Consider the following 17005-nt stretch of genomic DNA (forward strand, 5'->3'; position numbering starts at 1 on the left):
GCAGACCGGGCAAGAACAAAAGCGGGGAGAGTGCCGTGAAGCGGATTGCAGGAATTGCCATTCTGGGCGCGGCCATGGCGCTTTCGGCTTGCGAGCGTGAGGTGCGTCTGGAAGGCGAGCGGCTTGATCCGCGCGCGGTTTTGGGCGATGGCGGCGGGGCGGACCCGGCCACCGCGCTGACCGCGGCGCGTCCGATCACGCTGCCCTCCGCGGTGGCCAATGCCGATTGGCCGCAACGCGGCGGCGGGGCAAGCCATGGGCTGGTGAATGCAGCGATCGGGCAGGGGCTGACACCGGTTTGGTCCGCGCCGATCGGGCAGGGCCAATCGCGGCGCTACCGGATCGCCGCCGCGCCGGTGGCCGCAGGCGGCAAGATTTTCACCCTCGACAGCCGGGCCCAACTGACCGCCACCTCGACCGGTGGGGCGACGCTTTGGGCGAGCGATATCGCCGCGCCGGGTGACCGTGCCGATGACGCGACGGGCTCCGGTTTGGCGGTTGCGGGCGGGCGGGTCTATGCGACCACGGGCTTTGCCGAACTGGTCGCGCTTGAGGCCGCCACGGGCAAGGTCATCTGGCGGCAATCTTTCGACACCGGCATCGGCGGCGCGCCGACGGTGGCCGATGGCACCGTCTATGTGCTGGCGCGCGATGGCTCGGCTTGGGCCATCGATGCAGCCGATGGCAAGGTGCAATGGCAAATGGGCGGCGTGCCGGGCAAGGCGGGCATGTCGGGCGTATCGGCCCCGGCGATTGCGGGCAAGCTGGTGATCTTCCCCTTTGCCACGGGCGAGATGGTCGCGGTTGACCGGGCAACCGGCACCCCGGTCTGGCGGGCGCGGGTTGTGGGCGGGCGCACCGGGCGCGGCTATACCATTGTGTCTGACCTCACCGGCGATCCGGTCGTGGTCGGCAAGACCGTCTATGCGGGCTCGTCCGCAGGCAAGCTGGGGGCCTTTGATGCGACCACGGGCCAGCGGCTTTGGGGCGCCGATGAGGGCGCGGTCAGCCCGGTGCAAGTGGCGGGCGGCTCTGTCTTTTTGATTTCGGATCAAAACAAGCTGATGCGTTTGGACGCGGGCACGGGCGAAACGATCTGGGCCGAAGATCTGCCCTATTTCGTCAAAGACAAGATCAAGCGCCAAAACGAGATTCACGTGAACCTTGGTCCGGTCTTGGCGGGCGGCAAGCTTTTTGTTGTTTCCTCTGACGGGCTGTTGCGCAGCTTTGATCCCGCCACTGGCAGCCTGATCGGGCAGGCCGAAATCCCCGGTGGGGCGGCGACCGATGCGATTGTTGCCGGGTCCACCCTTTATGTCGTTTCGCGCAACGGGCAATTGCACGCTTTCCGTTGAGGCAAAATCCGTGTAAGCGGGCGGCTTCACGCGCGGCTTATGGCCGCGACAGGAGCATGACATGAGCTTTACCCTCGCCATCGTTGGCCGGCCCAATGTGGGAAAATCGACGCTGTTCAACCGCTTGGTCGGCAAGCGGCTGGCGCTGGTCGATGATACGCCCGGCGTCACCCGTGATCTGCGCGAAGGCGATGCGCGGCTGGGTGATCTGCGGTTTGTGGTGATCGATTCGGCGGGGCTGGAACTGGCCGAGGATGACAGCCTGCAAGGCCGCATGCGGCGGCTGACCGAACGCGCGGTGGAAGAGGCCGATATCTGCCTGTTTTTGATCGACGCGCGGGCGGGCGTGACGCCCGCCGATGAGATTTTTGCCGATATCCTGCGCAAGAAAAACGCCCATGTGATCTTGGCCGCGAACAAGGCCGAGGGCGCGGCGGGCGATGCCGGCGCTTTGGAGGCTTGGAGCCTTGGCCTTGGCGAGCCCGTGCGCATTTCCGCCGAACATGGCGAGGGTCTGGATGACCTTTACGACATGCTGCGCCCCTTGGCCGATGATTTTGCCGAAAAGAACGTCGCGCAAATGCCCGAAGTGGATGTGACGCTGTCTGAGGAAGAGGCCGCAGAAGACGAGAGCGCGCTGCGGATGCCCACGGCGTCGCGCCCGCTGCAATTGGCGGTGATTGGCCGCCCGAATGCCGGTAAATCGACGCTGATCAACAAAATTCTGGGCGAAGACCGGCTGCTGACCGGGCCAGAGGCAGGCATCACCCGCGATGCGATCTCGATCACCGCCGATTTCATGGGCACGCCGATGCGGATTTGGGACACCGCGGGCATGCGCAAAAAGGCCAAGGTCTCTGGCAAGCTGGAAAAGCTGTCTGTGGCCGATGGTTTGCGCGCCGTGCGCTTTGCCGAGGTGGTCGTGGTGTTGCTGGATGTGAACATCCCGTTCGAGGTGCAAGATCTGCGGATTGCGGATTTTGCCGAGACCGAGGGCCGCGCGGTGGTGGTGGCCGCGAACAAATGGGATCTTGAGGAAGACAAGCCCGAAAAGCTGAAAGAGCTGCGCGACAGTTTCGAGCGGCTTTTGCCGCAACTCAAGGGCGCGCCTTTGGTGACCGTTTCGGCGAAAACCGGCAAGGGGCTGGACCGGCTGCACAATGCGATTTTGAAAGCCTATGAGGTGTGGAACCGCCGCGTTTCGACCGCGAAGCTGAACCAATGGCTCACCGCGATGACCGAGGCGCATCCGCCGCCCGCGCCGGGCGGGCGCCGCATCAAGCTGCGCTATATCACCCAAGCCAAAACCCGCCCGCCGGGGTTCGTGATCAAATCTACCCATACCGACCAGATCCCCGAAAGCTATGGGCGGTATCTGGTCAATGGGTTGCGCGCCGATTTTGACATGCCCGGCACGCCGATCCGGATTTACTTCCGCGATCAGGGCAGTGCGAACCCCTATAAGGATCGTAAGAAATCGATCCCGTCGCGGCTGACGAAACACGTCGAAAAGAAAAAGCACACTGCGCGCAAGGATAAGGGCCTGCCCTCCAAGCCAAAGGGCTAGGCCGGGTCTTTCGCTTCCGCGGGGCCGAAGCGATCCGCCGGGGGCGTTGCCCCTCGGCCCCCCTCAGATCGTTTGCCACCGACAGGCCCGGTTTTGGACCGGGCGTTTTCGCGCGGCCTTGGCTGTGGTATGCACGGCAGACGGCGTAAAGAGTGGGGCGGCGCATGCAGCGCAAATTCGGGGCGTTGATCTTGGGCACCATGATCGCCGTCGCGGCGCCCGGAGCGTTGTGCGCCGATATTTTGGTGATGGGCGATTCCCTATTTGCGGTGAACGGTTTGCAGGGCCGCTCGGTCGCCAAGGAGTTGCGCCGCCTGCTGCCCGGCGAGGTGGTGCGCGACCGCTCCAAAATGGGGGCAAGCTACCTTTATCCCTTGCCAGTCACCGGGGCGTTGGGGATGTCGATCCCGAAGCAATACCGCCAGGGCGATTGGGATTGGGTCGTGCTCAACGGCGGCGGCAATGACGTGCTGTGGAATTGCGGCTGCGGCCGCTGTGCGCGTTTTCTGGACAAGCTGATCACCCGCGACGGGCGCGGCGGCGCGATTGCGGATCAGGTCGCGCAATTGCGCGCCACCGGGGCGCGGGTGCTGTTTGTCGGTTATTTGCGCTCGAACGGGTTTAACAGCCCGGTCGAGAAATGTGGCCGCACCGGCGACGAGATGGACCGCCGTCTGGCGCGCATGGCCAAGGCCGATGTCGGCGTGGTCTTCGTGTCGCTGGCCGATCTGGTGCCCAAGGGCGACACGAGCTTTTATGCCCAAGACCGCATCCATCCTTCGCCCAAGGGCTCGCGTGCCATTGCCGCGCGCATTGCCGGGGTGCTTGCCGCCGCCGGAGCAGGGTCCGGGGCCGATTAAGCGGGCCAATGCGTGCATCAAGCGCGGACCGGCGACCCCCAAACCATGAAAAAGGCCGCCCGAAGGCGGCCTTTCGCGTCACTGTCCGGTGACCGGCTGGATCAGAGTTCGTCCAGCGCTTCGATCGCTTTTTCAAGCTCTTCTTTGGTGACTTCTTTTTCGGTCACTTTCGCACCCGAAACGATGAAGTCGATCACTTTGTCTTCGAAGATCGGGGCGCGCAGTTGCTGCTGCATCTGCGGGTTTTTCTGCACGAATTCGAAGAAGGCGCGCTCTTGGCCCGGGTATTGACGCGCCGCGTTCATCACCGCTTGGGTCATTTCCGCATCGGTCACTTCGATTTTCTCGACCCGGCCCATTTCGGCCAGCACGAGGCCAAGCCGGACGCGGCGGGTGGCCAGCGCCTTATGCTCGTCGGTCGCCTCGATCTCGCCGTGGTCATGGCCGTGGTGATCGGGGTTTTCTTCGTGCCAAAGCTGGTGCGCGATCTGGTTGGCTTCGGCTTCCACCAGCGAGGGCGGCAGTTCGAAATCCATCTTGCCGTCCAGCGCGTCGAGCAGACCACGCTTGAGCACCGCGCGCGCCGCGCCTTGATATTCCGATTCCAGACGCTCGCGCACTTGGGCTTTCAGCGCTTCCAGATCGTCGGCGCCGAATTTCTTGGCCAGCTCGTCATCGATTTCCGCCGCTTTCGGGGCTTTGACCGCATGGACGTGGCATTTGAAGGTGGCTTCTTTGCCCGCCAGATGTTCCGCGCCATACTCGGCCGGGAAGGTCACTTTGACTTCGACATCTTCGCCCGCTTTCGCGCCGACGAGTTGTTCTTCGAAGCCCGGGATGAAGGAGTTCGAGCCCAGCACCAGCGGATATTCTTCGCCTTTGCCGCCTTCGAACGGTTCGTCGCCCAAGAAGCCTTCGAAATCGATCACGACTTGGTCGCCGTCTTTCGCTTTCGAGCCTTTGCGGCGGTCTTCAAAGTTTTGCGCCGATTTGGCGAGGTTTTCGAGCGCCTCGGTCACGGCGGCGTCTTCGGCTTTCACGACAAGGCGTTCCAGCTCCAGTTCGCCCCGGTCAAAGCTCGGAATTTCCGGCAGCGCTTCGTAGGACACGTTGAACGTGGCATCGGTGCCCGGTTTCCACGCTTCGCCGTTGTCCATCTCGATTTTCGGCTCCATCGCCGGACGGTCGCCCGAGCTGGACAGAATTTCTTTCAGCGCGGCATCGACGCTTTCATTGAGCACATCGCCCAGCAGACGATCGCCGAATTGCTTGCGCAGGATCGGCATCGGCACCTTGCCCTTGCGGAAGCCCTTGATCTCGACTTCGGGCTGCGCCTCGGCCAATTTCGCGGTGACTTTCGCCTCGAGCTCCTCGCCCGTCAGGGTGAAGGTGTAGCCGCGCTTGAGGCCTTCGTTGAGGGTCTGGGTGACCTGCATGGACATTCCTCTGGTTCCGGCGCGCCGGATGTGCGCGCGTGGCAAAAATTTCAGGGGCCCTTCTAGGCATTCGGCGCTTGGCTGGCAAGGCGAAACGGGGCGGAAAACGGGCGCTGTCGCGCGATTCTTTCCGCTTTACGGCCATTCTCTTGCCATCCTTCGCGCCACAATCCGCGACATTGAGCGGATCTATTGGAGCACGGGTGTGTATAAAGGAATTTCGATGATTGCCGGCGCTTTGGTTTTGATTGGCGCCACGGTGGTGCTGGGCGGGCAGGATTGGCGCCCGAAACAGGTCGATTTCGCCGATTTGCCGAAACAGCCGAACCCGGTCGAATGCAAGCAGGTGGCGGTTGCTTTTGACCGCGAAATGAAGCGGGTGACCGATCTGGCGGCACAGGCCGCCGAGAAAGCCGCGCCCAGCGCGCGAGCGCGGTTCGTTTCGGCCGATACCGGCTTTGGCACCGAATCCAAGGCCGCAGGGCTTGGCCTGGGTGGGGTGCATATGCAGCTTAAAAAGCTGGAACGGGTGCGGAAGTATCTGGCGCGCAACTGCGGCGGGGCCTGACCCGGCCCTACGCGGCGCCAAGCCCCCCTTTGCACCCCGGTTGGGGCCGCTTGGGGGCTGGTGCGGGTGAAGGGACTCGAACCCCCACGCCAAAGGCGCCAGAACCTAAATCTGGTGATTATCCAATGAAAACAATGTTGATGCCCTAAAGGTTTGGCAGAACATATCAAAAACGAATAGTGAAACTGCTAACCTAGTTTCTAGGAACATCCCTTGGCTTCTCCGGCATGTAGGCAGCTCGGGATCGCCCAAGTGGGCCGCTATAAATGGCTGGATTAGGTGGGGGAGTCGCCTTGAGAATATTACTTCAAAGCGAGTATCGCGGTGCTCCATATCAATGGGATTACCGAACGGTTCAGAACCGGTCCGGAGCGTCGGAGTTGTCCCACATCTCCACGGCCCTCTTTCAAGAAAACGCAGGTTGAACGGGCGGCGCACGAAGGTATGCGCATCGGTTTTCGGATGGTCTACGAACTGGCCCTCTGACCGGGCAATACGTCGCGCGCTGTAAATGCAATGGCGCGTATTTGCTGCACTCAATGACACCGGCGGTGGAAAAGTCGGCGACATATGCGGCGGTGCCGTGTTCGATGCCTCCGACTTATCTTGGTGTCCATCCAGAGGGATCGGGTACGGTGCTCGAGACCTTTCAGGAGGGGGTGACGGTGCGGGCGGCGACCTTGACGCCTGCGTCCCGGCATGTACAAACTTTGCTCGGCAGAATCCTTTTTTCTTATGGGCTTAAAGCTTGTTTCCAGAGAATGGGCAGACTTGTCCCATACCTGAGAATTTCTTTTGTTTCCCTTTGGTCATCGGGGCGAACATGACATATGATGAACGTTTCTTTGCGTCACGTGGAGTGGAGGGAGCCGATGGCCGCCCGCTACACGGTTGGCGGATCTCCGACGTAGAAAAGGCCGAACTGAGGCGAAATCTCTTCGTGCGGGTCGCTTCCGGGCAGGTTCTCGAAAGCACGGCAAAATGGTTTGTGCTCTGGGCCGCCGAGCACATCAACCGAACCTACGCTAGAGGCGTGCTTTCCTGGGAGCTCGTTTTCGGAGGGCTTGGGGTGTCGGTCGACATGAAGCTGGCACACAACCTCACGCGGCTGGGCCTGAAAGCCTGGGGGAGGCCGTTGCGTCGCCGTCTATCGGACAATGCAGCGCTTTACCTGCAATCGCTCTTGGCAGAGGGAGGGCTTCCCGACGCGCTCCTGAGCCGCGAAAGCGGCTATCAAAAGGCGGTTTTGGCGGCGGTGGAGGAATTGGAACGCCACGGCGATGCCGATCTTGAAACGGCTCGGCGCATCGCTGATCGCACCTTGAACCGGCTGCCGGAGGTCTTCGGTCACACTGACTCGAGCTTGCTTCTGGCTGAACTTGCCTTGGCAATCGTCGAGTTGCGCCGCGCCCTGCCGTCCGAAATCGACGAGGGCGCGATCGAGCCTTGGCTTGATCGCGCCGTGCCAGGCTGGGCTGATCGTTTCCCGATCCGATTGTCGGACGCCGCGCGGGCGGCGATCTTGCGTCCGGCATTGCGGTGCGAAAGCACGCGTTCCGAAAGCATTGGGCCGCCGCTGCTGAGGGCTCTGCGGCCCCGCGCCGATGGTGCGGGCTGGCTCGGGATCATCAAGGCCACCGGAGGTTTCCTGCCAGAGGCGCTGATACCCGCTGCGGCTCGGGGGCAGATCCTGCGCTTGACCTCGGAACAGGGGTTGATCCTGCGCGCGCATCCCGAACCTAGCGGCTGGCGACTGGATCCGGTCGGTCGCAACTTCACAGTGATGCCGCTTGTCGAACCGGCAATCTTCACCGTCAACCTTGACGGAAGGGCGCTGTGCGATGTCGTGCTTGAGTCTGGTCTGCCCGAGCCCGAAGAGATCCTCAGCTATTGGGTTTCGGGCGAGGAGGGCGGCCTGAAGCCCGCGGCACAGCCGCGAACACGCTCGGATCGGATCTGGGTCTTGGCGCCTGAGGGGGTGACGTGCGAGCCGGACGCCGGCGTGACGATCCTAGGGTCTGCGGTGGCGCCCGATGGGCGGTTGTGGGAGCTTTCAGGCGTTGGTCAGATCGGGTTCGGGGATATCAGAACGAGCATCGCAACCGGTGCCGAAACCGATGCGCAGTCGTTGCAGATCCTGCCTTTTGGCGAGATTTTCCGGGGGTGGCGGGCTTTAGACAGACTGCCGGTCTATCAAGGTCGGATGCGTTACCTTGGGGCGGATCTGGGGCTTCCTTTGCGCGATCTTCAGGGGCAGATCCGCGAAACCCCGATGCGGCGCGTGCTTGGCGGGCGGATCGTGCAATGGCATCTCGGGGGAGACTTGTGCGCTGCATTGCGCTGTGTCGTTCTTCCGTCCGATCTGCACATTGAGGCTCGGGAAGTTGCCCCTGGGGTGGTTGAGGCGCGGGCCAAGGGGTTGCCGGTCGGGTGGCGGATGAGCCTTGCCGCAGCGGGCGTGCAAACGCCGTTCGGAGCCGAGGCTCGGCTTGACGTCGGCGCGCGCGATCCCGGTGATATCGTGCTGACCCTGCATGACCCCGCCTCCGGCCTTTCGCTCGATCTGGTTCGCGCCTGGCCCTCGCGTGCGCCACTGCTGATTTCGCCCGATGGGGAGCGGTTGCGGTCGAACCGGGTTTTGGCGCTGCGATCGATCCATGGTTGGCGTGGGGTGCTGCCCGAGCAAGGGGCGGCGGTGCAACTGCGTATCGCGAAGGCCGCGCACGCGATCGGCTTCGCTGAAGCGGGGCAGATCCGTCTGGCCAGCTACGGCGCGTTGCTGGGTCAGGCCCTGGCGATGACCGGGGCCGATGGCAAGGTCAATTTGCGGCTTGTTGCCGGGGTGGAAACCAACCGGCTCGAAATCGGGCGCTATGACTGGGAATTGCCGCGCGGCGATGCGCCGGACCTTGGCGCCGAGCCGTGTCGTCTTACGGCGCTCACGGTTGCGCCGCCCCATGAATTGCGGGTGAAAGAGGTGGAGGGGCCGCTTGATCTCTCGGGTTGGTTGTCGGATGTGCCCGGGATCTGGTTTGTGCAGGGGCAATCCGCGCGCGGGGTGATGCGGCCATTCCCCTGGTCGAGCGATCCCTTGCCGCGATCGACCCGCGAGGCCCGCATCGAAACCTATGTGGCGCAAATTCAGGGTCTCATGCGCCGGCCGACAGATCCGGGCTGGGGGGAGATCGAGGCGCTGATCCGGCTTGGCCGCGCGGGGGGAGATTGTGGCGCGCTCGATCAGGTCCAGGCGCTGGGAGCGGTGCCCGAATGCGCCGTTGCGCTGCTGTTGCGCACAAATACCCCGGCAGAAATCCTCGATCTGGAAACCGAAGCGCCGCTGTGGTGGCCCCTCACACCCGTTTCTGCCTGGAGATGGGCGGTGTTGCATCTGCGCGATCTGCTCATGCCCAAGCTTGAGGCCGCAGGATTTTCGGCCGCCGAGGCGAAAGAAATGTTTCTGACCCGCCTGCGGCAGCAACTGGGCCACGTCGTCTCGCTGCGGCGGGAATTGAGCGGGCACGTGGCGCAGGCGCTTGGCGGGCTGGGACTGGCGCCCGAGGTGATCGGGCCTGATGGCAACGTGATTTCGCTTCGGGTGATGAATACGCCCGCGCTTTTGAAGCTGAGTGCTGCGGAATTGGTCGCCCGCTCTCCGATGATGCCGCAAGGCAGCGGCGGGTTGCATCCAGAACACCTGGTGGCACCAGAGGGTTTTTGCCCCGACGTGGCGCCGGCGCTCGAAGCGCCGCTGATCGTCGCAGAGGTGGCCGCCGGGCTTGCGAAGCACCCGGTGCCTGCCGACATTCTCGAACTTCTGGCGCTGCGCCTCGTCGATCCGGACTGGTTCGACACCGCATTGCCGTTGGCGATTCAGATTGCGCTCTCAAATCCGGGACAGCGGAAATGACCCTGACCAACTCCAATCTCGACCACGCCCTGTCGCGCATGGCCCGTCGCTCTGCCTCCGCCGTCGTCGCCAGGGCCCGCATGTCGAATACGGCGCTGAATTCGGTGCTGTTGCGTCGCCTCGCAATGGCGCCCGGGCACCCCGAGGCGCTTCTCGCGGCGCCGGTATTCGAGGCGGCAAAAGCCTGGAAACCGGGCGACAAGACCCTGGGCGAGCTTTCGGGCACCTTGCTCGAGCCGCAGTTGGTCGAGGCTTTGAGTGCAGGGCAGAAATATCTCCTGCCGAAGGAACGTCCGCCCTATTTCCATCAGTTGGAAGCCTGGCGCGCGGCACTCGAGGCGCAGAAATCCGTTCTGGTGACTTCGGGGACTGGTTCGGGCAAAACCGAATGCTTCCTGATCCCTTTGCTCAACGACATTCTCAAGCGCGTTCGGGTGGGGGCCGGGGTGCAGGCGATCCTGCTCTATCCGCTCAACGCGCTGATCGAGAGTCAGCGCGAGCGACTCTCGGACTGGGCCGAGGGTCTGGGCGGGCGGGTTAAATTCGCCCTTTACAATGGCGACACGCCCGAGACGGCCTTCAAGGCAGGACACCCCTCGACGCGCGTCGAACTGAAAAACCGCAAGGACATCCGGGAAAATCCGCCCGACATTCTGGTGACCAACATCACGATGCTGGAATACCTGCTGTTGCGCGCGCAGGATCGGGCGATCCTCGAGGCCTCGCAGGGGGCCTTGCGCTGGATCGTCCTGGACGAGGCGCATTCCTATGTCGGCTCGCAGGCCGCCGAGATGGCGCTGCTGTTGCGCCGGGTCCGGGCGGCTTTCGGCGTCGCGCCAGAGGATGTGCGGTTGATGGCCACCTCGGCGACGATCGGGGGTGAGGAGAACGCGCTTGAAAAGCTGACCGATTTCACTGCGGCTCTGGCCGGGGTTGGCCGCGACCGGGTCGCCGTGATCGAGGGGGTCGAAGAAGACCCGCAATTGCCGATGCCGGGTCCGGATGGGCCGCTTGACCCCGCTGCCCTTGCCGCGATGACGCCGTCAGAGCTTTGGTCCGCGCTTTCACCGCATCCGCGGATTCAGGCGCTGCATCGGGCGTTGAACGCCGGTCCGTGCAGCTTGATACAGATTGCGGGGGTGCTCTTTGCCGATCCGGGTCGCACTGAAGCGGCACAACAGGTGCTTGATGCCGTGGCGCGGGCCGAGGGCAACGGTCGCGCGCTCTTGGCGTGGCGGGCGCATCTGTTCCATCGCGCGCAAGGCGGCGTTTATGCCTGTGTCGATCCGGCCTGCCCGCATCGCGATGCAGAACTGATCGCCCCCGAAAGCGGCTGGAGCTTCGGCGCGGTTTACACCGCTCCGCGGCCGCTGTGTCGCTGCGGAGCGCCTGTTTTCGAGGTGGTAGCTTGTGGTGGCTGCGGCGCGATGCATCTGCAGGCGCGGCTCATCTCTGGCGCTCAAGCCCGCCTCGAAACCCCCGATCCGGTCGAGGGAGATGACTTCGCGCTTGATGCCGAACCCGAAGAAGATGCGGCCGAGGGCGCGTCATCTATGGTGCTTCTGGCTGGTCCGCAGGGCAAGGGGCGATGCGTCCATCTGGAAAAGACCACCGGGCTCATCTTCGACAACGCGCCGCCTGAAGGCACGATGTCATGGCCGGTGACGCTGGTCGAAGAACCTGCAACACGCGCATGTTGCGATCAGGCTGACGAAGCGCGTCTGCAAGAAATGCGCTTCGGGCCGGCGTTTTTCATGGGCAATGCCTTGCCGCAGGCACTTGAGGACCTGGCCGCGCCGGAGGATCGTTCGGGTCTGCCTTCGGGCGGTCGGCGCGCGATCAGCTTTTCCGACAGCCGTCAGGGTGTGGCACGGTTGGCGGCGAAACTGCAGCAGGAGGCCGAGCGCAGCCTGACGCGCGCCTTCCTTTATCATGCGGTGCAAGAGGGTGGGGCCGCGGCCGATCCGCACCAACTGGCCGAACTTGATGCGAAGATCGCCAAGCTGAAAGCTGTCGATGCCGAGATGTTCGCACGCGAGATCGCCGATGCCGAAGGCAAGCGCGCCGAGATGACGGGCGATGCCGGGGCGGTGGTGCGTTGGGCCGATCTGGTCGCCCGCTTTGCCGCGCATCACGAGCTGTGCAATTTCGCCGGAGAGGTCTGGCGTCGGCGCAAGCTTGGCGGGCGGATGGGCGATAACTCTGCGGATCTGGCGCAGATGTTCTTGCTGCGCGAACTGTTCCGCCGCCCGAAGGTGCAAAACAACCCCGAGACGATGGGCCTTGTGCAACTCGTGTTTCCCGAGCTCGATGCCGCGGCGCTGAATGATCCGGTGCCGGGGGCACTTGCGTGCGCCGGTGTCGACGCTGCGGGGTGGCTAGGGCTTGCCCGCGCCGCGATCGACTTCGTGTTTCGGGATAATCTCGCTTCGCATATTCCCGAATGGATGGTGCCTATCGTCTCGCCGCGCTTTGGCAAGCTCAACATGATCGCCGCGCCCGAGTTGCGCTTCGAGGACCGCCCGAACAACACCCGTGGCTGGCCTGGCCCGGTCTGGAAGAGCCGTCCGATGCGGCTGCAATCGATGGTCTATAACCTGATCGCTGGTGACCCCGCCAATCCGCAACATCAAGATCTCGCGGGAGAGGTGCTTGAAAAACTGTGGAACTTGCTCAAGCGCACGGTTCTGGTAAGTGCCGGGCCCGGGGTCTACCAGCTTGATTTTGCGAAAGCCGCCGTCACGCGCCTCGACGCGGCCTGGCTTTGCCCGGTGACGCGGCGCCCCTTCGGCTATTCGGTGGCCGGGCGAAGCCCGTTCGACTGCAAGCGCAAGATGGACAAGGTGATCTTTCCGCGTCTGCCTGTGGCCCGGGCGGTCGGGGTGACGACCGACGAGCGGCTAGCCCTGTCGCATTGGTGCGAGACCGACCCGGAGGTGGCTGAATTGCGTCGCCGCGGGCTTTGGAGCGATATGACCGACCGCGTTGCCGCCTATCCGGCGTTTCTGCGCGCGCAGGAGCATTCGGCGCAGATTGAACGACCTGTTCTGAAAACCTATGAAGACCGGTTCAATGCCGGTGAAATCAACCTGCTGAATTGCTCGACGACGATGGAAATGGGCGTCGATCTGGCAGCGGTGCAGCTGGTGGTCAATGCCAACGTGCCGCCCGCGCTCTCGAACTATCGCCAGCGCGTCGGGCGCGCTGGCCGGCGGCGCGAGCCTTGGGCCTTTGGATTGACCTTCTGTCGCGATCTGCCGCTCGATCGCCAGGCCTTTCTGAAGCCGGCCGCCTTCCTGACCCGCAAGATCGCAGCGCCGAAGGTCTGGTTTGACAGCGCGCCGCTCGTGCAGCGCCATGTCAATGCCGCGCTGATCGGGCGGTGGCTGGCCGAAGATGGCGGGATGAAGATCAAGGCCAACACCGGGTCGTTCCTCGGCCTGCCGGGCTCCATCGAGAACGCGACGCCCACAGAGGCACCCGTCGATCAGTTCTTGCGCGCTCTTGCCGGAGAGTGGGGCAGGGGAGCGGCGCTTGCAGCGGCTCTGCGCGATCTGGTGCGAGGAACCGCGCTCGAAGCGGTGACGCCCGCCACGCTGGTGGCACAGACCGCCGCCGCGATGGAGCGCCTGACGGTGAGTTGGCGCCAGGAATATGCCGCTCTTCTCGATCGCAGCCTTGGTGCCGATGAAGACACCGCCAAAGCTTTCGAATTCCGTGCGCGGCGCATGGCCGGTGAATTCCTGCTGGGCGATCTTGCGCGGCGTGGTTTCACTCCGGCCTATGGCTTTGCCACCGATGTCGTCAGTTTCGATCCGCTGGTTTCTGGTCGCTCCGATGTCGATACCGAGATCAGTTTCAATGCCCGCGGCGGTGCCTCGCGCGAATTGCATCAGGCGATCCGCGAATATGCCCCGGGGTCAGAGGTGGTGATCGATGGTCTCGTCTATCAAAGCGAGGGGGTGAGACCCGCGTGGGGGGGCGAGCAGGACAGCTCGAAACTCGAAGATTTTCAGGAGATGTGGGACTGCGGCACCTGCCATGCTTTCGGCGTTTCGGCGCTGGGGCGGCCCGAGACCTGCCCCGATTGCGGTTCGATCGCGATCACCGCGCGCAAGATCCTGCGCCCTGCCGGCTTCCTCACTGCAAAGGCGCCCCACACCGGATATGAAACCCTCGTCTTCAGCCCCTATGTCGCGCCACGTGTTTCGGCGCAGGGCGGCGATTGGGTCGCTCTGCCCGATCCGGCAGCAGGGCGCTATCGGCATGACGCCGCCGGGCTGGTGGTGACGCGCTCGAGCGGTCGTCTGGGCGGAGGCTTCGCGATCTGCCTTGAGTGCGGTCGTGCGGCGCCGATGGAGGAAGATGTGCAAGGGGTTGCTGCCCCTTTGCCCGAGAGTATTGGGCGGCATTTCCCGTTGGCGCGCAGCCGGTCGACCAGATTGACCTCTGATGGTCATTGCCCCGGCGGATATACCCTGCCGAACCGGCTACAAAAGCACGTGCATCTGGCGCAGACCAGCCATACCGATGTGTTCGAATTGCAACTTCCGCCCCCCGCGACCGAGGCGCAGGCGCTGGCGCTTGCGGCTGCGCTGCGCGAGGTGCTTTGCGCGCGGCTGGGGGTCGAGATCCCCGAGATCGGTCTGACCAGCGGTCCCTCGGTCGGAGCCGATGCGACGCGACAGGTCTCGGCCTGGCTCATCGATCGCGCGGCCGGTGGTGCTGGTCTCGTGGCGCGTCTGCAGGAGGTGGATCTGTTCTCATCGGTGCTGGCGGAGGCGGAGCAACGTCTGGCTTGCCCCGAGGAGTGTGCGCATGGCTGCCCCTCGTGCATCTTGCAACCCGATCTGAGCCTGCGCGACATCCGGCTGGACCGGCGCGGCGCGCGCAGGCTTGCTGAGGCGCTCGTCTTGCGGCTGCAGATACCCGAGGCGTTGCGGGTGTTCGGCCCGCAGACCCGATCGCTTGGCGGTGCGCTGGTTCCCGCGATCGATCGACTTCGTCGTGGCGGCACTCTGGCAAAGGTCGTTTTCTGCCTGCATGGGATGCCCGACACATGGGATTTTCAGGGCTGGCCGATGCGGGCATCGCTGGCAATGCTGGCCTCGGCCGGAATTGCTGTCGAGTTGCGGTTGCCGAGCGGCGCATTGACCCATGCGGGGTTCGATCTTTCGATCAAGCTGGCGCTGCACCGGATCGCGCAACATGTGCGGATATCTGCGGTCGAGACCGCACCGCATCTCGGGGGGCTGCCGGTCGTTTCGATGCTGGCCGATGCTGCCGGGGGCTGGCGCGGCGTCGCGGTTCAGGCCGCCGAAGAGGCGCAGACGAATGAGTGCTGGGCGATGGGCGGGCAGGGAACAGTCCTGATCGGGCCAATGGAGCCGCCGGCGCTGCTGTCCTCGCTCTCGATCGAAAAACTCTTCGAATTCGGCACCGGCAATGGTCGGGTGCTCACCCCCGAGGGCGATCTTGACGGCCCGGTCGCAGGCTTCGGGCGCAGGTTCTGGAACTGGATCGGCAAGACGGCGCTGCTGGAAGTGAGCGCGATGAAAACCGTCGGGGTGACCGAGGTCAGTTATTCCGATCGCTATCTGTTGACACCGATCACGCTCAGCCTTTTGGCCGAGACGATCAAGGCGATGCCCGGTTTGGGAACCACGACGGTTCACATCGATCTTGCCCCGAATGGCGATCGCCGAAGCTTGCGGGATTTCCCCAAGATCTTCGAGAGTTACGACGATGATCTGACCCGGCAGCAGACTTTGGCGGCGCTGTTGCCCAAGGCAAGGTTGCGGATGGCTGCGCGCAAGAGCGATCTGCCGCATCGCCGGGAACTGGCATTTGCGCTTGGCGATGGACGGCGCTATCGGTTGCTCTTCGATCAAGGCTTTGGGGGCATGCGCGCCGAGGGCCGTGACCTGCGCCACGATTTCCGTGCTCCGCCGGAGTTGCAGGCGGCTAGGTTGCAAAAGTTGGATATCAAGGTTTTTGGTGGTGACGAGCCGGTGATCCTTGAGAACGTCGGTTGACGGTAAGGTTGGAGATAGAGTGGATCGCTTCGATGCATCAGATGAGTGGTAAGGCAGCATGAGATGAGCAAGGGCAAAGATTACAAGATGTCCTTCTCGACGGGCGGGCTGTTCCTCAACGAAAGCCTCGAAATCACGCGGCTTTACGCAGAAAGCGGGAGTTGGGACGAGGCCATTCTGCGCGCGCGGAGGGAAGGCGCGACCACCTTGCCGAAGGCTGCATCAAACCAACGCACAGTCCGCGAAATCACTAACAGATTGCGAATGCTTTCAGAGGATGAGCGTGACTTCCTGATCGAGACCGCAAATCGGGCCGATCAACAGGCGCTGCTTTGGCTCGCAACCTGCCGCGCCTACCGTTTCATGCGCGAATTCGCGCTTGAGGTCTTGCGGGAGCGCTATCTGTCGTACCAGTTGGACCTTCCCCGAGAGAGCTTCGATCAGCTTTTCGAGGCCAAGGCTGAATGGCACGAAGATCTGGCCGCGATCAAGGTAAGCACGCGCGCGAAATTGCAGCAGGTCGCATTCAGGATCATGCGCGAGGCTGGTATTCTTTCCGATACGAACCGCATCCAGACCGCGATCCTCTCGGGCCGCCTGAAGGCAATGATAACAGACCAGAACCCGTCCGAACTCGCACTGTTCCCGGGCATCCCGTTCAATGGAGGTTGATGTGAAACCTGACATGAACCGCAGGGAGCGGGCCGATCACCTGTACAAGGTCGTCACCAGTGACCGTTTCCTGACGAAACAGGGTCTAGGTAACGAGGTACCTTTCTTCATCTGCCCCTATCCGGCCCGCGACGGGTTAAGCATGCACGATGATCGCCGCGATCTGATCGAGAGGATTTCGCACGCTGGCGTCAAGGTCCTGGACCTAAGCCTCTACGATCTGTCACTCGCGATCCTAAAGGAACGGGACATTCTCCAACAGATCCTCGAGGTCGAAGCCGACAGCGAGAAGGCTGAGATCAAGGAATTGCTGCAAGGTGTTCTCGATCCGGAGGCGCATCTGATCCCGAAGATCGGCGAGGCCATTGTCGCGACCGATCATGATGTGATCTTCCTGTCCGGCGTCGGCGAGGTCTACCCATATATCCGGTCGCACAATGTCTTGAACAATCTTCAGAGCACCGCGAAGGATGCGCCGACCGTGTTATTTTTTCCCGGCAACTATACCCACGCTTTGGCAACAGGTGCGTCGCTCGACCTGTTCGGCGAGCTGCATGACGACAAATATTATCGCGCCTTCAACATTCTGAATTACGAGGTCTGAC

General features: G+C 63.2%; 9 protein-coding genes. 8 read left to right on the plus strand and 1 reads right to left on the minus strand.

The window, feature by feature from the left end; genetic code table 11:
• Positions 1–35 precede the first annotated feature (35 nt).
• The 3 genes from CKO11_RS10360 to CKO11_RS10370 all read left to right on the plus strand — a co-directional run bounded on the left by CKO11_RS10360 (position 36) and on the right by CKO11_RS10370 (position 3782).
• A complete protein-coding gene (locus CKO11_RS10360) occupies positions 36–1355 on the plus strand; it encodes a PQQ-binding-like beta-propeller repeat protein (protein ID WP_411742009.1) in 1320 nt (439 codons plus the stop codon).
• A 61-nt stretch (positions 1356–1416) separates the two neighbouring features.
• On the plus strand, positions 1417–2922 hold the full coding sequence (gene der / locus CKO11_RS10365) for a ribosome biogenesis GTPase Der (protein WP_223637867.1): 1506 nt from the start codon (positions 1417–1419) through the stop codon (positions 2920–2922).
• Between the two features lie 164 nt (positions 2923–3086).
• A complete protein-coding gene (locus tag CKO11_RS10370; RefSeq protein WP_223637869.1) occupies positions 3087–3782 on the plus strand; it encodes an SGNH/GDSL hydrolase family protein in 696 nt (231 codons plus the stop codon).
• A gap of 101 nt (positions 3783–3883) precedes the next feature.
• On the opposite strand, the gene tig is transcribed toward CKO11_RS10370, so the two are convergent.
• On the minus strand, positions 3884–5218 hold the full coding sequence (gene tig, locus CKO11_RS10375; RefSeq protein ID WP_223637936.1) for a trigger factor: 1335 nt from the start codon (positions 5216–5218) through the stop codon (positions 3884–3886).
• A gap of 205 nt (positions 5219–5423) precedes the next feature.
• Here tig and CKO11_RS10380 point away from each other — a divergent pair, with 205 nt between their 5' ends.
• The 5 genes from CKO11_RS10380 (at position 5424) to CKO11_RS10400 (ending at position 17004) form a co-directional block, all read left to right on the plus strand.
• Complete coding sequence (locus CKO11_RS10380) at positions 5424–5786, plus strand: hypothetical protein (RefSeq protein ID WP_223637871.1); 363 nt, start codon at positions 5424–5426, stop codon at positions 5784–5786.
• 1135 nt (positions 5787–6921) lie between these two features.
• Positions 6922–9693, plus strand: a complete 2772-nt coding sequence (locus CKO11_RS10385; protein ID WP_223637874.1) for a hypothetical protein — start codon at positions 6922–6924, stop codon at positions 9691–9693.
• A complete protein-coding gene (locus tag CKO11_RS10390) occupies positions 9690–15728 on the plus strand; it encodes a DEAD/DEAH box helicase (protein WP_223637877.1) in 6039 nt (2012 codons plus the stop codon). The genes CKO11_RS10385 and CKO11_RS10390 overlap by 4 nt, the downstream gene beginning before the upstream one ends.
• A 63-nt stretch (positions 15729–15791) precedes the next feature.
• Entirely contained in the window at positions 15792–16400 is a 609-nt protein-coding gene (locus tag CKO11_RS10395; RefSeq protein WP_223637880.1) for a DUF1819 family protein, read from the plus strand.
• A gap of 13 nt (positions 16401–16413) precedes the next feature.
• Positions 16414–17004, plus strand: a complete 591-nt coding sequence (locus CKO11_RS10400; RefSeq protein ID WP_411742010.1) for a DUF1788 domain-containing protein — start codon at positions 16414–16416, stop codon at positions 17002–17004.
• The last annotated feature ends 1 nt before the right edge of the window (position 17005 follow it).

Origin of the sequence: Rhodobacter sp. TJ_12 (genome assembly GCF_020023995.1) — a bacterium.
Classification (GTDB): Bacteria; Pseudomonadota; Alphaproteobacteria; order Rhodobacterales; family Rhodobacteraceae; genus Rhodobacter.